17 protein-coding genes and 2 pseudogenes are annotated in these 21,806 nt (G+C 63.6%); 9 read left to right on the top strand and 10 right to left on the bottom strand.

All coding sequences use genetic code 11. From position 1 onward, the window contains the following. Positions 1-147: 147 nt before the first annotated feature. Entirely contained in the window at positions 148-411 is a 264-nt protein-coding gene (locus AC630_RS27325; protein ID WP_074121568.1) for a hypothetical protein, read from the bottom strand. A gap of 277 nt (positions 412-688) precedes the next feature. Here AC630_RS27325 and AC630_RS27320 point away from each other — a divergent pair, with 277 nt between their 5' ends. After that, the gene (locus AC630_RS27320) at positions 689-2,497 is read left to right on the top strand and encodes a PHA/PHB synthase family protein (protein ID WP_074121567.1); all 1,809 of its coding nucleotides are present in this window, start codon (positions 689-691) and stop codon (positions 2,495-2,497) included. A gap of 62 nt (positions 2,498-2,559) precedes the next feature. Further along, entirely contained in the window at positions 2,560-2,958 is a 399-nt protein-coding gene (locus AC630_RS27315) for an MAPEG family protein (protein ID WP_074121566.1), read from the top strand. A gap of 82 nt (positions 2,959-3,040) precedes the next feature. On the opposite strand, the pseudogene AC630_RS27310 reads toward AC630_RS27315, so the two are convergent. The 5 genes and pseudogenes from AC630_RS27310 to AC630_RS27290 form a co-directional block, all read right to left on the bottom strand. Next, positions 3,041-3,633: pseudogene (locus AC630_RS27310) on the bottom strand (class I SAM-dependent methyltransferase). A 210-nt stretch (positions 3,634-3,843) separates the two neighbouring features. Then, positions 3,844-4,842 (bottom strand): N-acetyl-gamma-glutamyl-phosphate reductase, encoded by a 999-nt coding sequence (gene argC / locus AC630_RS27305; protein ID WP_074121565.1) that lies wholly within the window; start codon positions 4,840-4,842, stop codon positions 3,844-3,846. Further along, positions 4,839-5,504 carry an FMN-binding negative transcriptional regulator gene (locus tag AC630_RS27300; RefSeq protein WP_074121564.1) on the bottom strand — a complete coding sequence of 222 codons (666 nt, stop codon included), beginning with the start codon at positions 5,502-5,504 and terminating at the stop codon, positions 4,839-4,841. The genes argC and AC630_RS27300 overlap by 4 nt, the downstream gene beginning before the upstream one ends. Positions 5,505-5,761: 257 nt before the next feature. Then, positions 5,762-8,359, bottom strand: a complete 2,598-nt coding sequence (locus tag AC630_RS27295) for a DUF3857 domain-containing protein (protein WP_083636411.1) — start codon at positions 8,357-8,359, stop codon at positions 5,762-5,764. 182 nt (positions 8,360-8,541) lie between these two features. Further along, positions 8,542-9,072 carry a DedA family protein gene (locus AC630_RS27290; RefSeq protein ID WP_074121562.1) on the bottom strand — a complete coding sequence of 177 codons (531 nt, stop codon included), beginning with the start codon at positions 9,070-9,072 and terminating at the stop codon, positions 8,542-8,544. A gap of 270 nt (positions 9,073-9,342) precedes the next feature. Here AC630_RS27290 and parE point away from each other — a divergent pair, with 270 nt between their 5' ends. The 4 genes from parE (at position 9,343) to AC630_RS27270 (ending at position 13,944) form a co-directional block, all read left to right on the top strand. After that, on the top strand, positions 9,343-11,388 hold the full coding sequence (parE, locus tag AC630_RS27285; protein ID WP_074121561.1) for a DNA topoisomerase IV subunit B: 2,046 nt from the start codon (positions 9,343-9,345) through the stop codon (positions 11,386-11,388). Positions 11,389-11,899: 511 nt separating this feature from the next. Continuing rightward, positions 11,900-12,682, top strand: coding sequence for an outer membrane protein (locus tag AC630_RS27280; protein ID WP_074121560.1), 783 nt, complete (start codon positions 11,900-11,902; stop codon positions 12,680-12,682). A 284-nt stretch (positions 12,683-12,966) separates the two neighbouring features. Then, complete coding sequence (locus AC630_RS27275) at positions 12,967-13,152, top strand: hypothetical protein (RefSeq protein ID WP_074121559.1); 186 nt, start codon at positions 12,967-12,969, stop codon at positions 13,150-13,152. A 21-nt stretch (positions 13,153-13,173) separates the two neighbouring features. Beyond that, positions 13,174-13,944, top strand: a complete 771-nt coding sequence (locus AC630_RS27270; RefSeq protein WP_074121558.1) for an SDR family NAD(P)-dependent oxidoreductase — start codon at positions 13,174-13,176, stop codon at positions 13,942-13,944. A 67-nt stretch (positions 13,945-14,011) separates the two neighbouring features. On the opposite strand, the gene AC630_RS27265 is transcribed toward AC630_RS27270, so the two are convergent. From AC630_RS27265 to AC630_RS27255, 3 genes are all read right to left on the bottom strand, one after another. Next, the gene (locus AC630_RS27265) at positions 14,012-14,752 is read right to left on the bottom strand and encodes an outer membrane protein (RefSeq protein WP_074121557.1); all 741 of its coding nucleotides are present in this window, start codon (positions 14,750-14,752) and stop codon (positions 14,012-14,014) included. A gap of 234 nt (positions 14,753-14,986) precedes the next feature. Then, a complete protein-coding gene (locus AC630_RS27260; RefSeq protein ID WP_074121556.1) occupies positions 14,987-15,751 on the bottom strand; it encodes an outer membrane protein in 765 nt (254 codons plus the stop codon). Positions 15,752-15,930: 179 nt separating this feature from the next. Further along, positions 15,931-17,187: an FAD-dependent oxidoreductase gene (locus AC630_RS27255; RefSeq protein ID WP_208867054.1), complete on the bottom strand. Its 1,257-nt coding sequence runs from the start codon at positions 17,185-17,187 to the stop codon at positions 15,931-15,933. Positions 17,188-17,308: 121 nt separating this feature from the next. On the opposite strand from AC630_RS27255, the gene AC630_RS27250 reads away from it, so the two are divergent. Further along, complete coding sequence (locus tag AC630_RS27250) at positions 17,309-17,593, top strand: hypothetical protein (protein ID WP_074121588.1); 285 nt, start codon at positions 17,309-17,311, stop codon at positions 17,591-17,593. A 32-nt stretch (positions 17,594-17,625) separates the two neighbouring features. On the opposite strand, the gene AC630_RS27245 is transcribed toward AC630_RS27250, so the two are convergent. Next, entirely contained in the window at positions 17,626-19,143 is a 1,518-nt protein-coding gene (locus AC630_RS27245) for a caspase family protein (protein WP_074121554.1), read from the bottom strand. A gap of 198 nt (positions 19,144-19,341) precedes the next feature. On the opposite strand from AC630_RS27245, the gene AC630_RS27240 reads away from it, so the two are divergent. Continuing rightward, entirely contained in the window at positions 19,342-20,304 is a 963-nt protein-coding gene (locus AC630_RS27240; protein ID WP_074121553.1) for a helix-turn-helix transcriptional regulator, read from the top strand. Between the two features lie 299 nt (positions 20,305-20,603). Further along, positions 20,604-21,806, top strand: a pseudogene (locus AC630_RS27235) (DEAD/DEAH box helicase); the annotation flags it as partial.

Below are 21,806 nucleotides of genomic sequence, written 5' to 3'. Positions count from 1 at the left end.
GCTCAAAATCAAAGACTTGGAGCAATATTCGACGACGGGAGCTGAAGTCGTTCGCCCTGACTCTCGGCTGAACTGAGGTCTTTTAGCACGGCATGGCGGGGGCGCCAGCGATTACGTTGCACCGCTCGCGAGCGCCGTTACTTGCCGTTACTTGGCGTCCTTTGCGGCGACGGACTGGCGGTCGCGCGCAGCTGCAAGCTCCGCTTCAATCTTGGCACGCTGATCCGGTGGAATGACCGCCTGATCCCTATCCGGGGGCAGATCGTGCACCGGAAGGTAGGCACCGGGCTCCTTGGGATGGGCCTGCGCGTCGGCGGGCGTGTAGTCGGCCAGCTGACTCGAACAGCCAGCCAGCGCGAACGCCGCGCCGCAGATCAGGAGCGACTTTTGCAGGTCCCTCAACGCCAACACTTGGGAATTCCCCTACTCGTCCCAACGCACGGCTGCGGGAGGTTAACCCGACAGCACGCCCAAGCTCAAACCACTGATGCCCTAAATGGTGCGAGCGAGAAAACATCCAAGGCCCACGAACCCACCAACCCACCAACCCACCAACCCGCGCGGTGCGGCTTGATTATGACGGAACCAAGAAAACTTATCGCAGTGCAACACATCTTCGAGAGTGTTTAACGTCAAACATGTGAGCTTCGCGGTGACGAATACGGAATGAATCGTTACTGTTCTGCTCATGAGTACCGCCACGACCGACAAGCCCAAATCCGAGACGAAGTTCGATGCGGAAGCCTTCGCGATGAATGTCGCGCAGGCGATGGAAAGCGGCGGCAAGGCGCTTGCCGCCTACCTCAAGCCGCGCGAGAGCGGCGAGGTGCAGGACCGCCCGCCGGCCGAGCTCACCGAGGTCGTGAAGACGTTCACGTCGGTCGCCGAATACTGGCTGTCGGATAGCTCGCGCTCGTCAGACCTGCAGACCAGGCTCGCCAAGGATTATCTCGACCTCTGGGGCTCGGCGGTGCGCCGCATGAGCGGCCAGGACGCCGCGCCCGCGATCACGCCCTCGCCGCGCGACAAGCGCTTTGCCGATCCGGAATGGAAGTCGAACCAGTTCTTCGATTTCGTGATGCAGCTCTATCTGCTCACCACCAAATGGGCGCAGGAGCTGGTGCGCGACGCCGACGGCCTCGATCCGCACACCCGCCGCAAGGCGGAGTTCTACGTCCAGCAGGTCACCAACGCGCTGTCGCCCTCGAACTTCGTCCTGACCAATCCGGAAGTGCTGCGCGAGACGGTGGCGAGCAGCGGCGAGAATCTCGCGCGCGGCCTGAAGATGCTGGCCGAGGACATCGCAGCCGGCAAAGGCATGCTGAAGATCCGCCAGTCCAACCCGGACAATCTCGTCGTCGGCGTCAACATGGCGACGACACCGGGCAAGGTGATCTACCAGAACGAGATGATGCAGCTCATCCAGTACTCGCCGACCACGGAGAAGGTGCTGCGCACTCCGCTCCTGATCGTGCCGCCCTGGATCAACAAGTTCTACATCCTCGATCTCAAGCCGGAGAAATCCTACATCAAGTGGTGCGTCGACCAGGGCATCACCGTGTTCGTGATCTCATGGGTCAATCCCGACAAGCGGCTCGGCAACAAGAGCTGGGAAGACTACATGAAGGAAGGCCCGCTCAAGGCGATGGACGTGATCGAGAAGGTCACCGGCGAGATGAAGGTGCACACCGCCGGCTATTGCGTCGGCGGCACGATGCTCGCGACCACGCTGGCCTGGCTCGCCGAGAAGCGCCGCCAGCGCGTGTCGTCCGCTACGTTCTTCGCGGCACAGGTCGATTTCACCCATGCCGGTGATCTCCTCGTGTTCGTCGACGAAGAGCAGATCGCCGCTCTCGAGCAGGACATGAAGGCGGCCGGCGTGCTCGAAGGCTCGAAGATGGCGATGGCGTTCAACATGCTGCGCTCCAACGACCTGATCTGGTCCTACGTCGTCAGCAACTATTTGAAGGGCCAGCAGCCAAGCGCGTTCGACCTGCTGCACTGGAATTCGGATGCGACGCGCATGACGGCGTCGAACCACTCCTATTACTTGCGCAACTGCTATCTGGAGAACCGGTTGTCGACGGGCACGATGGTGCTCGACAACACGCTGCTGGATCTCTCCAAGGTCAAGGTGCCCGTCTACAATCTCGCCACCCGAGAGGACCACATCGCGCCGGCGGAATCGGTGCTGTACGGCTCGCAGTTCTTCGGCGGGCCTGTGAAGTATGTGCTATCGGGCTCTGGCCACATCGCCGGCGTGGTCAATCCGCCCGCCTCGAACAAGTACCAGTACTGGACCAACGACAACGTCAAGGACGTCAGCATCGCCGAGTGGATGAAGGGCGCGGTGGAGCACAAGGGCTCGTGGTGGCCGGACTGGCGCGAATGGCTGGGCGGGCTCGATCCGGAGGAAGTCCCGGCGCGGGCAATCGGCAGCGACGCACTCCCTCCGATCGAGGACGCGCCGGGCAGCTATGTCAGGGTTCGCGCGTAGCGGAATCTTTCGCGCTTGTATAAGCTCGCTTCCGGCACAGCGACGACAGAGAGGACCGGACCATGACGCGCGAATTGTTCTGGCTGACACTGACGGTGATCCTGACCGGCATCCTCTGGGTCCCCTACATCATCAACCGCTGCCAGGTTCGCGGTCTCAGCGGCGCCATGGCCAATCCCTCGCGCGGCGACAAGCCGCACGCCGAGTGGGCGAACAGGCTGATGTTCGCGCATGACAACGCGGTCGAGAACCTCGTGATCTTCGCGCCGCTGGTCCTGATCCTGAACGCGATCGACTATTCCACGAAATGGACGGTGCTTGCCTGCGCCGTCTATTTCTGGGCCCGCGTCGCCCATCTGCTCGTCTACACGCTGGGGCTTCCCGTGTTCCGAACCCTCGCCTTCACCGTCGGCTTCCTCGCGCAGGCCGTGCTGGCGCTGGCGATCTTCAAGGTGTTCTGAGCGCACAGGGCGCTCCAAGCTCACAGCATAATTCGGGGGATCGGCTCGGCGCGGTCGACCTCGGAATGCTGCCAGGGTGCCGTCAGCCGTTCTTCTGGGCGACGACAAACAACATCGATGCCGTCTTGTCGTCGAACCCGATGACGTCGCCGGTTTCGATCGACAACCCATTCCAGCTGCCCGCTTCAGCGTAGGTTGCCCGGAGCCAGTCCGGGGAAGGATAGTTGTAATAGCGGTTCAGCGTGTCGCGACCGGCAACCTCGCCGGCCTTGTAGTTGGCGTAGAAATGACCGGCCGGCTTCAAGGCACGCAAGATCCGCGCAAGAACATTCGCCAGTTCAGGCCTGGGCACGTGAAGGAGGCAGGCATTGGCCCAGACGGCGTCGTAGGCCTCGATCTCGTCGAGGTCCTCAAACAACAGCGTCTCGACGCGACGTCCAAGGCGGCGCGACGCGACATCGGCCATTTCCGGCGATCCATCTGTCGCGCGAACAGCAAAGCCGCGCGCCAGCATTTCAGCGTGTCGCCGCCGGCACCGCATCCGAGTTCGAGGATGGAAGCGCCCGGCGCTAGCCGGGCCAGCAAGGCTGTCAGCCGAGCCTGGCGCGAGGTGATCTCGCGCCGGGCATAGGCTTCGGCGTTGCCGCGGTAGAACTGCAGCGTCTCCTTGTCCATGGCGTCACTCGCTTTGGGAAACCTTCAACAAGTTTCTCTCGTGTCCCGGACGCGCTGCAACGCCACAGCGCGTCGAAGACGCGCGTAAACGCGCTTACGGCGTTGCTGCGCAGAGCCGGGACCCAGAAAGCCGCTGTGAGCTGTGGGGCATGGGCCCGGCTCTGCAGCGCATCGTTTCACGCTGCGCTGCGTCCGGGGCACGAGCGTGCCCTACTCGTCTGCCAGGCCCAGCATCAGCCGCATGTTCTGCACGGCGGCACCCGAAGCACCCTTGCCGAGATTGTCGAGCCGGGCGACCAGCACGGCCTGGTGATACTTGTCGCTGGCAAAGACGTAGAGCTCGAGCATGTTGGTCTCGTTGAGCGCTTCCGGCTCGAGCCGGCTGCCCTTCGACGCTTCGTTTTGAAGCGGCATCACCGAGACATACTTTGAGCCGGCGTACCGTTTTGCCAGTGCGGCCTGCAGAGCCGCACCATCAGGCTTGCCCGCCACCGTGTCGAGCTGGAGCGGCACCGAGACCAGCATGCCCTGCCGGTAATTGCCGACCGAGGGAATGAAGATCGGCCGCCGCGTCAGGTTCGAGTAGAGCTGCATCTCCGGCAGATGCTTGTGCTCGAAGCCGAGGCCGTAGAGCTCGAAGGACGGCGCGCTGCGGTCTTCAAAGCTCGCGATCATCGACTTGCCGCCGCCGGAATAGCCGCTCACCGCGTTGACGGTGACGGGATAATCCTGCGGCAACAGGCCGGCATCGACGATCGGCCGCAGCAGCGCGATCGCACCGGTCGGATAGCAGCCCGGATTTGAGACCTTCTTCGCGGTCTTGATCTTGGCGGCCTGGTCCGGCGTCAGTTCCGGAAAGCCATAGGCCCAGTCCGGCGCGACCCGGTAGGCGGTCGAGGCGTCCAGCACCTTCGGCGCCGAGGCGCCCATGCTGTCGACCAGCGCGACCGTTTCCTTCGCGGCATCGTCGGGCAGGCAGAGGATGACGAGGTCCACCTCCTCCATCAGCGCCTTCTTGGCCGCGGGATCCTTGCGCTTGTCGTCGGCAATCGTCTTCACGACGACATCGCCCTGGAGCTTCAGCCGCTCGTTGATGCCGAGCCCGGTGGTGCCGGAACCGCCGTCAACGAAGACGGTGGCCGGCTTCTTTGCCGCGCCGGTGGTCGGGGCTTTCGTGGTGTCAGCGAGACTGGTTTCAGAAAGGCTCATGGCACGCTCCTTTCGAGCTTGTTCGTGTCGTCTGCAAAAATTTGCGGCCTGGCCTGCCGCATCAAATGTGAGATTTTCCTGGCGTCAGTATCGCCTTCGCCAAGTGCATCCGCGATTGCCGCGTAGTCGGCGTCCGACTTGTGCTGGTTGAGCTTGAAGCTGCCCTCGACCTCTTCAACCGTCATCACCAGACCCACGATCGCCTTCTTCAGCGCTTCAAACCGGCCCGCCGTCATCTTCGCCGATGTCCACGGCGTCTTCGGCAACAGCCAGCTCTCGAACTTGTCGCTGAGCGTCTCGAACTGCACCGCCAGTTCGGCGTCCGACAGGAGCCGCACCGGCCCGCTCAGATGCACCGACTGGTAGAGCCAGGTCGGCACCTGATCCGGTGAGACGTACCAGTCGGGCGATACATAAGCATCGGGGCCGTTGACCGCGAGCAGCCAGGACGCAGCTCCGTCCGCAAGTTTTACCAGCGGATTGTGACGGGCGACATGAAAGGCGGCCTGCGGCGTGCCGTCGGCGGCATAGGTCAGGTAAAACGGCAGCGGCGAAGCGAGCGGCTGTTGGCCGTCAAAGGCGCACATCGTGCCGAAGCCGCGCTCTTCCGCGAATCTCAGGCTCGCGGCGCGGTCCTGCTTGAAAAAGGGTGGCGTGTACATCGTGGTCTCCTGCTGGGCCTCCTTGGGGGCCGCCGGATCAGATCGCGCTGACAGGAGAGAGAATGCCGCGGATCGGGTCCAGCGGCAAAGACGATAATCTCAAACGCGATCGACCGCCCAAACCGCAAGACTGCGGCGGCGGCGACGGGCGAACAGGATGGTCGCGGCGTTGATCATGGCGCGCGGCTATAAGGCCAAATCGGCCTGGCGTCAAGGATTTGGATCCATCATTCGACGCCGTCGCAGCCTTGCTGGCACTACCATCTGGCCAGCCCGAGATGACTGAAGAGTGTCCCCCAGAAGGAACGCCCACGCGTCAGCTCATACAGATGAGCGCCTGCTTGCTCGTTTCCACGGGCCGACGCCTTGCTGTACCAATCGATCGCCTGCTGGGTATCCTTCGGCACACCCGTGCCACTCTCATAGGCCCACCCCAAATTGTATTGGGCCCAGCCGTCGTTCTGATCCGCCGCCTTGCGCAGCAGGGAAATGCCTTTGGCAAGGTCCTGCGGCACGCCCTCGCCTTTGATGTGCAAGAGGCCGAGACCCGTCTGCGCGTACGTCGAGCCCTGCTCAGCCGCCTTCGAAAACAGATCGAAAGCGAGGGCAAAGTCCTGGGGAACGCCTCGACCGTCCCTGTACATGGCGGCAAGCCGGGTCTGGCTGTAGACATTGCCCTGATCCGCTGCCTTGCCGTACCAGTCGGCCGCCTGCTTTTCGTCGCGAGCCGTCCCTGTGCTCGTCTCGTAGAGATAGGCAAGTTGCTCCTGACTGTAGGCATCGCCCTGTTCGGCGGAGAGACGAAACCACTTGATCGCCTCCACGCGATCGCGCTTCGTTCCATTTCCATCGCGGTACATCGCGCCCAGATAGGACTGTGCGCGCGCATTGCCGATTTCGGCCAGCGGCTTCAACCGCTCCATCGCGCGCTGGAAATCATGAGCAAGATATGCGTTCGCGCCGTCGGTGAAGTCTGCACTGACCTCGACGACCGAGGCTGCTCCCTTCGGGGTCAGACCGATCGGCCCGTACCTGAACTCGTCGAGCTTATCGAACCCCTTCTCGATAGCCGGACCGAACTCTGCCGGGCAGACCGGTGCGTCGAGTGTAAGGCGAAGAAGCGCATTGGAGCGGATGGTTCGGCCATCGACAGCGATGGTGGCATTCACCTCGATCCGGCCGTGGACTTCAGCGTTGCCTGTTCTGCCTTCGAACGTCGCCGAATAGGCGATCGGTGCCGGTTTCTCGTAAAAGAACGTGTTTTCGGGAACCGTGAGTGAAGCGACCTCGCGATATTCCATCGGTCGGCAGACAAAAGGCCGTCCATTCGTCTGCCGCGCAACCAACCGCAGGAGGGATTGTCTTGGATCGGTCAGAGGCAACATCCTGACGTGCGCGGGCCGGCCGAGATCGGTGGGCTTGCTGATCTGGAACGTGGATGTGATCGCGTAGTCGTCTGTCAGTTCGCGCGGGTTTGGATAGGTGTAATCGCCGGTACCGGTCAGACCGGCCTGCTCGATCAGCTTCCTCGCGGCCATGCGCCGGTCTTGATCATCAAGTCCCTGCGCGAGCGTGCGCCCCAGTTCTGCGCCGACGCCGGTACCAGACAGGATCGAGCGGACTTCGCGTTTCCCATCGTTGCCGAGGACGTAGTCCGTTTCCGCAGCCATCCGGAAGCGCTCCGGATCGGCCATGGGGATGCGGCCCAAAGTGCCCTTGTCGATGTTGAGAACCGGCTTGCCGGCAAGGTTCGGTGGCAGGGAGCCGAAGGCGAACAACGAAGCGGTCGGATCGAGATATTGGTCGATCTCCGGAACATAGGCGATCGCGTGGTCAAAGTTCGGGGTGGCGACTTCAGTGAGCGTGTATCTTGCGTCCGAGTTCACCGCGACAAAATTGGCTTCGATGCCCTGGGCGGCAAGCAACGCCTTGAACAGCGTCGCGTGCGCCTTGCAATCGCCGTAACGCGACGCAAGCACAGCCGAGGCAGGCTGCGATGTCCAGCCGCCGTCCTCGAGTCCAATCCCGACATAGCGGATGTTTCGAGCCACCCAATTGTAGAGGCGCTCGACCTTCGCGCGCGTGCCGACGGCGTCGCCCGCAATCTCGCGCGACAGTCGCGTCAGCCTCTCGTCCGGTCGCGCCATCGGCGCGTTGCGTGCGTTCAGCATCGCCGCGAAAGCGGCATAGTCGGCAAACGTGCTCACCTCGAAACGCTCGGCGTAGGCGAGCGTCTCGTCGTCGATCTGGCGGGGTCTGGGCGCATCTTGCTTGAAACGCACGCGATGGACGATCCGATCGTTCACCCTCTCTTCACGGTGTTCGACATTGCGCAGCGCGACCCGCAGTGGCCTGGATGCCGGTCCATCAACGGTCACTTCGAGCACTTCGGGGGGCTGGCTCGCCGGCTCGCTCCAGGAGCGCGCAAACTCACCTGGAAATCTCGGCTGCTTCGCCTGGTAGACCAGACGCCCGCGGATGCTGTCGCCGGGAGCAACATGGGGATAGGCGATGATCCTGTTGCGAACCTCGTCGAAGTAGGGAGAGGAGGAATCTGTCGACGCCGGTTGATCGCGGATGGCGCGCTCATCGACCTCGATCACGGTGCCATCGGCCTTGAGAGTGGCAAGCGCCATCGACGACAAATCGTCAAAATAGCTGTTGTACTGGAAACTCTGCTGCGCGATCGCCTCCGCGCCCCTCTCGTCGAGCGCCTTGATTTCGAACTCAAAGACCTCCGTGCTCAGCCCCTTCTCGTCGAATGTTACGGCGTAACGCGCCACCGTTCGCCGCCAGCCCGGATCGACCCAGCCGGGCCGATCAGCGCCGGATGATTCAGCGGCATACGATTTCATGCATGGCGACGCGAGGAGCAAAGCCACCAGGAAAGTTGAACAAACGCGTACGATCATATGCTGAGCGCTCGGCCGTTAAGTCGGCAGCTCAACTAGCAGGCGAAAATTACCAGCAGCACCCTCGAAAAGAACGACTTTTAAGTTTCTTCCGCCCCGCGGGCGTCAACCTGTCCCGGGCTCGCTCAGATCACCCGCCAGAGCCATTCCATGATCTTCGCGATCACGTCGCCGAACAGCAGGAGTGCCGCCGACCAGACCAGCGCCGAGACGAAATTGGCGGCCTGGAAGCTCCAGTACGGCATTTCGAAAATGCCGGCCGCAAGCGGTACGGAGGCGCGCAAGGGGCCGAAGAAGCGGCCGATGAAGATGCTGGGCACGCCCCAGCTCCGCACGAAGGCCTCGCCCTTGGGCAGGATTTCCGGATAGCGCGAGAGCGGCCAGATCTGGGCGACCTGCTCCTTGTAGCGGTAGCCGAACCAATAGGAGACCCAGTCACCCAGCGCTGCGCCGAAGCCACCGGCAATCCAGACTGGATAGAAGCTGATGCCGCTGGCGCCGATCAGCGCGCCGATCGCGACCAGCGCACCCCAGGCTGGGATCAGCAGCGAGATGAACGCGAGCGACTCCCCGAAGGCGAGCACGAACACGATGGGAGCCGCCCAAGCTTGATGAAGGCGCACGAAGTCGGCCAGCGCGTGCGCAAACTGCTCCATTCCAGATCGCCCTCCCGCCCCGTCACGGTCCCGTCAGATAAAAAGACTGGTAAGCCAAGGACTTGTGTGACATCAAGTCACAAAGCTCGGCCCAAACCGGCCCGGGACGTCAAATTGCCGGGAATTGCTGGGCCTGCGGCGTAAAATCGCCGGGATTGGCTCCCAACCACATCGCCCGGCCAGCCCTGCGGTGACCTTTCCGGGCCAGCCGTGGCATAGTCAGCCCAACCGATTCGCCGCCTGCGCGGCCCTCAACACACATCAAAATGCATGTCCAAGCAGTTGAAACCCAAAGCAAAAGACGATTTTTTCGGCAGTGACGAGCCAAAGCCCCGCACGGCAGCCAAAGCGGCGACGCGCGCAAGCGGCGGGGAGGCCGACTACACCGCAGCCGACATCGAAGTGCTCGAAGGCCTGGAACCAGTGCGGCGCCGGCCTGGCATGTATATCGGCGGCACCGACGAGAAAGCGCTGCATCACCTCTTCGCCGAAGTCATCGACAACTCGATGGACGAGGCGCTGGCGGGGCACGCGACCTTCATCGGTGTCGAGTTGAGCGCGGACGGCTTCCTCACCGTCACCGACAACGGCCGCGGCATTCCGGTCGACCCCCATCCAAAGTTCCCGAAAAAGTCTGCGCTCGAAGTCATCATGTGCACGCTGCATTCGGGCGGCAAGTTCGACTCCAAGGTCTACGAGACCTCGGGCGGCCTGCACGGCGTCGGCATTTCCGTCGTGAACGCACTGTCCTCGCTCCTCGAGGTCGAGGTTGCGCGCAGCCAAAAACTTTATCGCATGACATTCGAGCGCGGCCATCCCAAAGGCAAGCTCGAGGACCTCGGCAAGATCAACAACCGCCGCGGTACGCGTGTGCGCTTCAAGCCCGATACCGACATCTTCGGCGCCAAGGCCGCGTTCAAGCCGCAGCGCCTGTTCAAGATGACGCGCTCCAAGGCCTATCTGTTCGGCGGCGTCGAGATCCGCTGGAATTGCGCTCCCGAATTGCTCAAGGGCGTCGAGGACGTGCCGGCGGAGGCGACGTTCCACTTTCCGGGCGGTCTCAAGGATTATCTCGCGGCTGCGATCCACGCCGACACGCTGGTGCATCCCGACATCTTCTCCGGCAAGTCGGGCCGCAACGGCGCGCATGGCGCCTGCGAATGGGCTGTGGCCTGGACCGCGGACGCCGACGGCTTCCTCTCTTCCTACACCAACACCGTGCCGACGCCCGATGGCGGTACGCACGAATCCGGCCTGCGCAGCGCGCTGCTGCGCGGCCTGAAAGATCACGCCGAGCGCGTCGGCCAGGGCAAGCGCTCGGCTTCCATTACCTCTGAAGACGTGATGGTCGGCGCCGCCGTGATGCTCTCCGTGTTCGTGCGCGAGCCTGAATTCCAGGGCCAGACCAAGGATCGCCTCGCCACCGCCGAGGCCCAGCGCATCGTCGAACAGGCGATGAAGGATCCGTTCGACCACTGGCTCTCGGGCAATCCGAACCAGGCCAACAAGCTGCTCGACTTCGTGATCGATCGTGCCGAGGAGCGCTTGCGCCGCCGCCAGGAGAAGGAGACGGCGCGCAAGACCGCCGGCAAGAAGCTGCGCCTGCCCGGCAAGCTCGCCGACTGCACCGATGCCGGCACCGAAGGCTCCGAGCTCTTCATCGTCGAGGGTGACTCGGCCGGCGGCAGCGCCAAGCAGGCGCGCGACCGCAAGAACCAGGCCGTGCTGCCCTTGCGCGGCAAGATCCTCAACGTCGCCTCTGCCGGCAAGGACAAGCTTACGGCGAACGCCCAGATCTCCGATCTGGTGCAGGCGATCGGCTGCGGCCAACTCGCGCAGTACCGCGAAGAGGATCTGCGCTACCAGCGCATCATCATCATGACCGACGCCGACGTCGACGGCGCTCACATCGCGTCGCTCCTGATCACCTTCTTCTACCGGCAGATGCCGCGGCTGATCGACGAGGGCCACCTCTTCCTCGCCGTGCCCCCGCTCTACAAGCTGACCCACGGCACCAAATCGGTCTACGCCCGCGACGACGCACACAAGGAAGCGCTGATCAAAAGCGAGTTCAACGCCAACGCCAAGGTCGAGGTAAACCGCTTCAAAGGCCTCGGCGAGATGATGCCGGCGCAGCTTAAGGAAACCACCATGGATCCGAGCAAGCGGACGCTGCTCAAGGTGGTGCTGCTCGCCGACGACCGCGACACCACGGCGGATTCGGTAGAGCGCCTGATGGGCACCAAGGCCGAAGCGCGTTTCGCGTTCATCTCGGACAAGGCCGAGTTCGCCAATGAGGAACTGCTTGACGTCTGAGGAGCGGCGCGGCGTTTGACGCCGCGCCATTCGCAACGTAGTGGGTCGCGGGCATCGCGCCGCGATATCACCAGGGCGACAGCAACAAGAAGTCGCTGGTAGGCATTCCGGGCACGTGGAGCCGGGCACACCCGCGGCCACATCGCGCTCGACGGCTCCGAGCCAATGAGACCGGCTACGGCGGAATCCAGGCACGCAATCAGCGACTCGGCCAGCGACTCACAGACCCAAAGCTGAGGCGCCGTCGCCGCCATTTCCGACGAAGCCGGATTTACTAATGAGAAGCTACTCCAAATCCAAGGTCCGCGATTCTTTTAACGCATTGAATATACGCGACTTTTATCGATTCGACCGTTAGCGCTGCAAACCCTTCGTGGCGGGCGTTTTCCGGCGACTGTGCTTGCCCGGCAACAGCATTTCGGCCGGAAACGTCTATAGTCCGGGCATCAGATCAAACGAACTTCAGTCGCGCTCGCGCCTGCCACGGCAGATTAAAGTTGGGGACATTCACATGAAGAAGATTTTGCTCGCTCTGACCGCGGTCGCGGCGATGACCGGTTCGGCCTCGGCGGCCGACCTGGCGGCTCGTCCCTACGTGAAGGCCCCGGTTGCGCCGCCCGTCGCGAACTGGACCGGCTTCTATATCTTTGGCGGTGGCGGCGGTGGCGTGTCGGCTTCCGATCAGCACGTGGTTGACACCCTCACCGGCGTGCCGCTGACGATCGATCAGCGCCAGGGCGGTTCGGGCTGGTTCGGCACCGTCGGTCTCGGCTACGACTGGCAGTTCAACAGCACCTGGGTCGCCGGTGTGTTCGCCGACGGTCAGTTCGGCAGCATCCGCGCCACCGTGCAGGATCCTCTTCTCCAGATCACCGGCACCCAGAAGCTGCAAGACTCGTGGGCCGTTGGTGTGCGCCTCGGCTGGCTGGTTGCTCCGAACGTTCTCTCTTACGTCAACGGCGGTTACTCGGGCGCCCACTTCGGCAGCACGAATTTGATGACGCTCGCCGGTTTTGACGCTGGCGTCCACCTCAACGGCTACAACCGTAACGGCTGGTTCATCGGCGGCGGCGTCGAGAACAACCTGAACATCTTCGGCATCCAGTCGCCCGGCTGGTTCATGAAGACCGAATATCGCTCGGCGTTCTACAATGCCAAGACCCAGAACGAGATCGACAACCTCACCAACCTGCCGATTGGCAACAGCATCCGCGCCAACAACTGGAACCAGACGATCTCGACCTCGCTGGTCTACCGCTTCAACTGGACCGGTCCGGTCGTCGCGAAGTACTGATCTGAACTCAACTTCAGACGTCAAAGCCCCGGCATCGCCGGGGCTTTTTCGTTTGGGACTTGCAGCGGCTGACACTCGCCTTCGGCTTCCTGCACGCTCTGGCCGATCGCATCTGTGATCGCCCTGCCCCGCGCATGCCGCCTCCCACACTGGCTAATCCATTGTGCCGGTACCGCCATTGTGCCCGAACCGCGGCTACGGCTACTGTGCGCCCAAGTTTTCGCGGCGGTGGCGATCGTTCATGCCGTAGGCCGCGACCGAAGCGGACCAATGGGGAGGAATGCATGCGCAGATTTCTGCTGATCGCAGGCCTGTTTGCCCTCGCCGTCGGGCTGCTCTGGATCGGACAGGGCACGGGCACGATCGCCTGGCCGCGATCGAGCTTCATGATCAACCAGCTGCAATGGGTCGGCTATGGCGCAGCCATGGCCGGCCTCGGACTGGTCCTGATCTGGCAGAGCAACCAATAGAAGAAACGAAGGAATCAAAGCATGACATCCAGCCGGTTCGATCTCCGCGGCAAGGTCGCGATCGTCACGGGAGGCAATGGCGGCATCGGGCTCGGCATGGCCCGCGGCCTTGCCGACGCCGGCGCCGACATCGCTGTGGTGGGACGCAACGAAACCAAGTCCGCCGACGCTGTGGCCGATCTCAGGAAGCGCGGCGTGAAGGCGATTGCCGTCACCACTGACGTGACCAACACGGCGGCCGTCGCGGCGATGATCGACCGCGTCGTCAAAGAGCTCGGCCGCATCGACGTCCTCGTCAACAATGCCGGCATGAGCATCCGCAAGCCGCCGCACGAGCTCGAGCTCGACGAGTGGAACAAGGTGATCGACACCAACCTCACCAGCGCCTTCATGTGCTCGAAGCTTGCCTATCCGGCGCTGAAGGCGTCCGGCAACGGCAAGGTGATCAACATCGGCTCGATGCTGTCGATCTTCGGCGCGAGTTTCGCGGCGGCCTATGCGGCGAGCAAAGGCGGCATCGTGCAGTACACGCGCGCCTGCGCCAATGCCTGGGCGCCCGACAACATCCAGGTCAACGCCATCTTGCCGGGCTGGATCGACACCGACCTCACCCGCGGCGCGCGCAAGCAGATATCGGGATTGCACGAGCGCGTGCTGGCGCGCACGCCTGCGGGACGTTGGGGCGGCATCGACGACTTCGCCGGCATCGCCGTGTTCCTCGCCTCGCCCGCGTCGAACTTCATCACGGGCACCGCGATCCCCGTCGATGGCGGCTACTCGGTGATGACGTAAGCCCACCTCTGCGCCCATAAAAAAGCCCCGGCGCGAGCCGGGGCTTTTGAGTTTCATCCGGGAGGGATCAGTACCGCGCGACCACCGGACCGCCGAAGCGATAGTTGACGCCGACCAGGCCGATATTCTCGCGGAAGTTCACACGCACGCTATTGGCAGGATCGCATCCGGCGCCGCCGGCGACGGTCTGCAGGCCGCACGTGAAGCTGCCGAGGTCGACATAGCGGTACTCGCCCTTGAAGCTCCAGTTCGGCAGGAAGCCCCACTCGACGCCCGCGCCAACCGTCCAGCCGACCCGCGTGTCGGTTGCTCCGCCGAACGTCGGAAATCCCGGGTCGCTGATGATACGAGCTTTTACGTCACCGAAGGCGACGCCGCCGGTGCCGTACAGCAGCACATTGTTGATTGCGTAACCGAACCGACCGCGGACGGTACCGAGCCAGGTGTTCTCGGTGCGGCAAGCAAAACCGTTGCCGCCTGCTGCTATTGGGCCGTTACAGACAAATCCGCCGGCGGCCGGCAGCGTCGGCCGGTTGCCGTTGGTGCCGCGAACGCCCGACCAGTCGATGTCGCCCTCGACACCGAACACCCACTGTCCCGTCTGCCAGTTGTAGCCGGCCGTACCACCAGCCAATCCACCGGACACATCAAAGTTGCCGGTCGTGGTGCCGATCGGCGACGCGTCAAAACGCGACCTACCCCAGCCGCCACCGCCGCTCACACCGACATAGAAGCCGGTCCAGTTATACACCGCTACTACCGGCGGCGGCGCCTTGACGTATGGCTTCGCCGCAAGATCTGCGGCCATCGCTGTCGCACCCGTCCGGTTGCAGTGCCGTTTGTTCCGGGACGTTGCGCACCTGCCACAGATGTGTGCACTTTTTGCCTGTCGACTGCATCTATATGCACGTCAATCGACATAGTCCGAGTCAGCTCTCCGCGTACTTGTCCGCTGCTAGCCAGTATTGGCCCGACTCGGCGCAACGAAAAGCCCCGGGGAGTTACCCCGGGGCCTTCGTTGTTATGACGCCCCTGTCTAGTCTCAGTAGCGCGCGATGACCGGCGCGTCGAACTTGTAGCTGGCGCGCACAACGGCCCACTGGATGTCGCGCGGCTTGGCATCAAATGTGTAGTTCGTCGTTGTGCCGCCGAGCTGATAGGTCTGGCTGCCGAAGGCCGCGTAATTGTATTCGAGGCCGACGATCCAGTTGCGGGTAATGCCGTATTCCCAACCGGCGCCGACGGTCCAGCCGTTGGCCCAGTGGGTCTGACCGCCCGAACCGGGTGTGACCGTGTCGCTGACGTTGAGACGGTTGTTCACGCCGGCATAGCCGCCCTTGATGTAGAACAGGTTGTTCTGGACGGCAAAGCCCGCACGGCCGACGACCGTCGCGAGCACGTTGGCGCGCCAGGAGAACACGTCGTCACGGGCACCGAAGGCGGTGTTCACGACCGTGCCCTTGTTGTTGAGGCCGGAGATCGTTCCCTCCATGCCGAAGACGAAGTTGTTGGCCTGCCAGTTGTAGCCGATCTGGGCGCCGCCCATGATGCCCGAGCCGCGCTGCCGATAGCCCTGGCCCGGCAGCAGATCGCCAAAGCCGAGGCTGTTGCCGTTGTTGACGAACTGCTCGTTGGTCCAGGCGCCGCCGATGTGGCCGCCGACGTAGAAACCGGTCCAGTTGAACAGCGGCTCGATATAGGCTGGCGCCTTCGTGTAGGGCCGCGCGGCGAGGTCGGCGGCGGAAGCAGCACCTGTCGAAACCAGAGCGGTCGTGCAGGCGAAGGCAGCAATCAACTTGTTACGCATAGTACACCCCATGTCCCTTGATGGGTGCACGCTCACAGACAGTCCTTACTAAAATTCGAATCAAGAAAGTTAAGACGCGGGATTGGCCGCCAACGCTCATTGAATCCGTTTGCGCTGTTGCACGGACGCAACGCGCCATGCGCGATTTAAGGCGAAATTATCCCTACCTGGTTCTCGAGCTACGATGCCGGCGCGGCCGTCGACTGCACGTGCTCGGGGCGCACGCCGACCGCAAGCAGGCGCGCAGGAATGCCCTGCAGCCAGGGCAGCGCGGTGATGAGGCGCACGATCAGCGGCACCTTCAGCGGCCGGTCGCCCGGCTGCAAAGCCCCGCTGATGATGTTGTTCTGCACGATCACCTGCATTCGCTGCGTCACCTTCATCGGGAATTCGCGGCGACGGCGCACGGCATCGAGTTCATCCTCGGACGGGCAACCGAGCTGAAGCCTGTCGGCGAGCAGGTTGGCGGTCGCGACCGCATCCTGCACGGCGAGATTGACGCCGACGCCACCGACCGGCGACATCGCATGCGCGGCATCCCCGATGCAGAGCAGGCCCGGCCGCGTCCAGCGCGTCAGGCGGTTGATCACGACGGTGAGCAGCTTGATGTCGTCAAAGCTCCTCACATCGGCAATGCCGCTTCGCAGGATCGGCGCCATGCGCACGACGTCGTCGAGCAGCGCCTGCAATCCCCTCGCCTTCACCGCATCGTATTGTCCCTTTGCGATGACGTAGGCGCATTGCCAATAGTCGCCGCGGTCGAAGGTGACCATCATCTTGCCCGGCTCGACGCGCGCGAACACATTTTCCGTCTCGTCAGGCTTGCGGCCGGCGCGGAACCACAGCACGTCCATCGGCGCGCCGATCTCCTCGACGCTAAGGCCCGCACGCTCGCGCACCGTGGAATGCCGGCCGTCGCAGGCGACGGTGAGATCGGCCTCGATGTCGATCGGCCCTTCCGGCGTCTTCGCCCGCACGCCGGCGATCGTCTCGCCCCGGCGGATCAGGTCGACGGCCTCCGTGCTCATCATCACCTTGAGCGAAGCAAAGCGCCGGCCTGCCTCGCGGAGGAAATTCAGGAAGTCCCATTGCGGCATGAAGGCGATGAAGGGGTATTTCGTATGGAGCCTGCTGAGGTCTGCGATCCGCACGGGCGTGCCGCCGAACAAGCCGTCCATTTTCTGCAAGCGCTGATGCGGCAGCTTCAGGAAGCCGTCGATCAGGCCGAGCTCGTCCATGACCTCTAGCGTTGAGGGATGCACGGTGTCGCCGCGAAAGTCGCGGAAGAAATCCGCATGCTTTTCCAGCACCACGACGTCGATGCCGGCCCGTCCCAGGAGATAGCCGAGCATCATGCCGGCGGGCCCGCCGCCGACGATGCAACACCGGACTTTCACGGAGCGAGCCTGGGGCGACTTTGAGGTGCCTGGGTCCACGGTGGAGGCCTCATGTACGACTTTAGTACTTTTTGCAACGCAACAAACCTGAATTGATTTGCCGCAGTGGCGAATGACCATTAGCGTTGCAGGAGACTTTGGTTGATTTCAGGAAATGGCAGTGCAGACGATCCTAATACTGGTCGGCGTCTGGATCCTGATCAATGTGCTTTTCGTCGTGATCATGATCCCGCCGCGCAAGCCGCGGAAGCCGAATCCGCACGGCACGGGCACGCTCGCGCCGGTACGGATCGACCAGAACGGCTATCCGTTCGAGGAGCCGGAGAAGCTTCTGCTGCGCCACGTCATCATCTCGATCGCGTTGGGCGCGTTCTTTTCGCTGGCTCCCCCTTTGATCGAGGCTATCGAGTCCATCAAGCGCTTCGTCAGGAACCGCCGCGAGTAGCGGACCCGCATGCGACGCCTCCGCCCAGATGATCAATTATTGCTGCGGTTCGCCGTGCGGAAACTCTTGATCTCCGAGACGCTGCCGTCGCGATAGGTCAGTTCCACCGAGATGAACTGCGTGGCCGGGGCGAGCTTCATGTAGAGCGGCATGCCGGCGGTGATCGCGCCCGGGTCGCGCATGTCGCAAGTGGGCATCTTCAGCACCTGGTTTGGCACGGCGGTGTCGATTCCGATGCGCACCTCGCGGATGGCGCAGCGGTACGACACAAGGTGCGTGTAGTAGACCAGCAGCCCGTTGAACTCGCGGAATGACAGCCAGCTCGTGGCAGTCATGTCGAGGATCTTGCGCTGGTCGCGGATCAGCGCGGCTTCGGGATCGAACCTGATCGGGAACGGCCCCTGCATGTCGCCGGAGGCGTCGACATAACGGACCTCGATCGTGCCGGCCTGCGCATCCGGCGGCAACTCGATCGACGGGTTCGGCATCCGCTTGCGCGTGCGCGGATCGAGCGTATCGATGAAGCCGGTCTCGCGGAAATCGCCGTTGCCGGCCATGCGCCAGGAGATGCCGAGCGTCGGGTCGGCGAAGGAGAACACCACGCTCCAGCCGCCATTGTGGCGCGAGAAGCTCGCGATCGGCGCGTTGGTGGTTTCCTCCCGCGGCACGCGCGGCACCGACACGGGCGGCAGGGCCGCGAGCTTCTGCGGCGGCGGATCCGCCGGGCGTGTAGCGGCCCCGTCCTTCGCCAGACCGCTGAGGAAGACGTCGTCGACCATCTGGTCGAAATAGACCGGCACCTGCCTGTGCTTGACGGTATCGGCCATCTCGCTGACGAGACGGCGGGTGCGCTGCGCCACCTGAACGAGGTTCTCGCCGGGCTGGAGCAACTCCCTCGCGAAGGTGCGCGTGAACACCGAATTGGGATTGGCGTCGTCGTTGGACAGGCGATCAAGCGCGGTCTGGCGGGGACCGGCCGAGAACACCGAGAACACGCCTTCGGGCAGTTGCGTCATCGGCGCCAGCCCCCCGCCGCCGGCCACCGCGCGCGTGCCGGCGCGCTCGAATGGATTGTTGCGGCAGGCGTCAAACACCAGGATCGAGGTCCGCACCTTCTTGTTCTGAAGACGCTCGACGATGCGGTCCGCCAGAATGGAAGCGTCGCGCACCAGCTCTTCCTGGCCTTCGGTCGCCGCCGGCACGTCGGTCGGCAGCAGATAGTTCTGGCCCGCGATCTCGAAGCCGTGGCCGGCGTAGAAGAAGAACGCGGTGTCGCCGGGTTCGATCGCCCTGTCGAAGGCGAGCAGCGTTTCGGAGAATTGCTGGCGGTTCTGGTTCTCCGCGACCATCACCGCGAAGCCGAGCTGCTTGAGCGTATCGCCCATCGTGCGGGCGTCGTTGACGGCCTTGAGCAGCTTCGGGACATTCTTATAGTCGTTGTTGCCGACGACGAGCGCGACGCGCTTTTCGGCATGTGCGGGAAGCGCGAAACCGCTCAGGCTCGCCGCAAGGCCGAGGGCCGCCAGAATTCTGGAAAACCGACGCATCATCGAAAATTTCCCGTTGCCGACGGTCTCACGCCGGCTCCCTCGAACGCTCGTTCATGGGAACCTCAGCCGTTGATGTGATAGTCGTCCCAGCCACATCGACGGTTCAACGGTCTGGGGCTCCGGTTCCATCATCTGGCCTATGGCAGATCCCGCCGGAATCTGCTTTTTCTTAGGCAATTTTCGGTGGAGGGGGCTGCCGTGTATCACTGGTGCACCGACGAGGTCGAGCCGCATGACCGCTTCGACTATTGGCGCGAGGTGCGCGCCAAGGGCCTGTTCGGCGTCACGGCCGAACTCGAGCGCGACCGCCGCGCGGACTTCTACGGCGAATTCTCGTTGCGCCAGGTCGGCGGCGGCGGCCTCGTCGAGTTGAAGGCCTCGCATTACACGGTCGAGCGCAGCACCTCCGACATCGCATACGCGCCTGGCGACAGCATCTGCGTCTACCAGCAGCTCGGCAGCGGCGGCTGGTTCGGCGGCATGCACTCGAGCGACTTCGCGATCGCCAATGGCAGCTTCGCCACCAGCCATACCGACTTGCCCTATCGCACGGCTCCGCTCGGCGCAGGCGGCTTCCACCTGCGGATCCTGAAGATCCCCGCGAACAGCATCCCGGCGCAGGACAGGCGCGTTCGCGAGCTCGAGCCCAAGACCTTCAACGACAACGCTTTGGTGCCCCTGCTCAGCGCCTGCTTTGCCGATCTCGGCGAGGCCGGCGCGGATGACGGCGCCTCCCATGCGACCTCCCTCGTCCAGACCCTGGCCCATCTGGCGCTGATCGAGCGCGGCATCATGCGGCCGGGCAGCCGGCGCGGACAGGCCGCGCTGCGGATCGCCCGCCTCTCACAGGCTCGCCGCCTGATCGCGCGCCACCTGCAAGACCCCGATCTGGCGCCGACGGTGGTGGCCGACCTGCTCAGCATTTCCGTGCGTCATCTCCACATGCTGTTCGAAACCGCGGCGAAAAGCTTCTCGCAAACCGTGACGGACGAACGCCTGAAGCAGAGCCGCCGCCTGATGCGCGAGGCGCCGGAACGGCTGATCGCGGATGTCGCTGCCGCCTGCGGTTTCGAGAGCCTGGCGACCTACTACCGGGTCTTCAACGCCGCCTACGGCATGGCCCCCGGCGATTTCCGCGCCCAGACCTCGGAAGGACATTAGCCCGTGTTTTGAGGGCTCCCGCAGGACCGCCGGGCCGGGCGGAAAACCCCAACCGCGCCCGCTATTTGGGCAAAAACCTCAGGTTTTTTAGGGTCTTCCCGCGTCCGCTCCATTGACTTTGGCCGATTCCTGCCTATGTTCCGGGGCGACGCGGCTCAGATCGAAGACCGATTCCCGAGCCTGGCGCTTTGTTCGCGTGAGTCAGCACCCCCAGCTTCTTTGAGAGCGCGCCGTTTCGGGGTGGAGCGCGACAGCCTTATTACCCTCGATTCCGGACGGCGGTTTCGACCAGAGGCTCAATGTCCTTTTCAAATCTCGGACTATCCGAAAAAGTCCTCGCCGCAGTGGCGGCCACCGGTTACACCAACCCCACCCCCATTCAGGAACAGGCGATCCCCCACGTCCTCGCACGCAAGGACGTGCTCGGCATCGCCCAGACCGGCACCGGCAAGACCGCGGCCTTCGTGCTGCCGATGCTCACCATCCTCGAAAAGGGTCGCGCCCGCGCGCGCATGCCGCGCACGCTGATCCTCGAACCGACCCGCGAACTCGCGGCCCAGGTCAAAGAGAATTTTGATCGCTACGGCGCCGGCCAGAAGCTCAACGTCGCCCTCCTGATCGGCGGCGTCTCGTTCGGCGACCAGGATGCCAAGCTGATGCGCGGCGTCGACGTGCTGATCGCCACCCCCGGCCGCCTGCTCGACCACACCGAGCGCGGCGGCCTTCTGCTCACCGGCGTCGAACTGCTCGTCATCGACGAAGCGGACCGCATGCTCGACATGGGCTTCATTCCCGACATCGAGCGCATCTGCAAGCTGGTTCCCTTCACGCGGCAGACCCTGTTCTTCACCGCGACCATGCCGCCGGAGATCCGGCGGATCACCGAAGCCTTCCTGCACAATCCGCAGAAAGTCGAGGTGTCCAAGCCGGCCACCACCGCCGTGACCGTCACGCAATCCCAGGTTCCCGCGGGACGCGAGGCGCATGAGAAGCGTGAATTGCTGCGCCGCCTGCTACGCGAGGCCAAGGATCTCAAGAACGCGATCATCTTCTGCAATCGCAAGCGCGAGGTCGCGATCGTTCACAAGTCGCTTCAGAAGCACGGCTTCAGTGTCGGCGCGCTGCATGGCGACATGGACCAGCCGGCCCGCATGGCCGCGCTCGACCAGTTCCGTAAGGGCGAGCTGCCCCTCCTCGTCGCCTCCGACGTCGCAGCCCGCGGCCTCGACATTCCCGAGGTCAGCCACGTCTTCAATTTCGACGTCCCCCCATCACGCCGATGACTATGTCCACCGCATCGGCCGCACCGGGCGCGCGGGCCGCACCGGCACCGCGATCTCGATCGTGACGCCGCTCGACCAGAAGTCGATGGCCGCGATCGAAAAGCTGATCGGCCAGAACATTCCGCGCGCCGAAGGCGATTACGAAGTCCACACTGAAGCCTCCGACACCACCGAGCGTCCGCGCGAGCAGCGCGGTCGTGAACGGTCGCGCGGCGGACG

The sequence above is a fragment of the Bradyrhizobium sp. AS23.2 genome (assembly GCF_001908185.1).
Taxonomy (GTDB): domain Bacteria; phylum Pseudomonadota; class Alphaproteobacteria; order Rhizobiales; family Xanthobacteraceae; genus Bradyrhizobium.
This window is presented reverse-complemented; position numbering and strand designations above follow the sequence as displayed.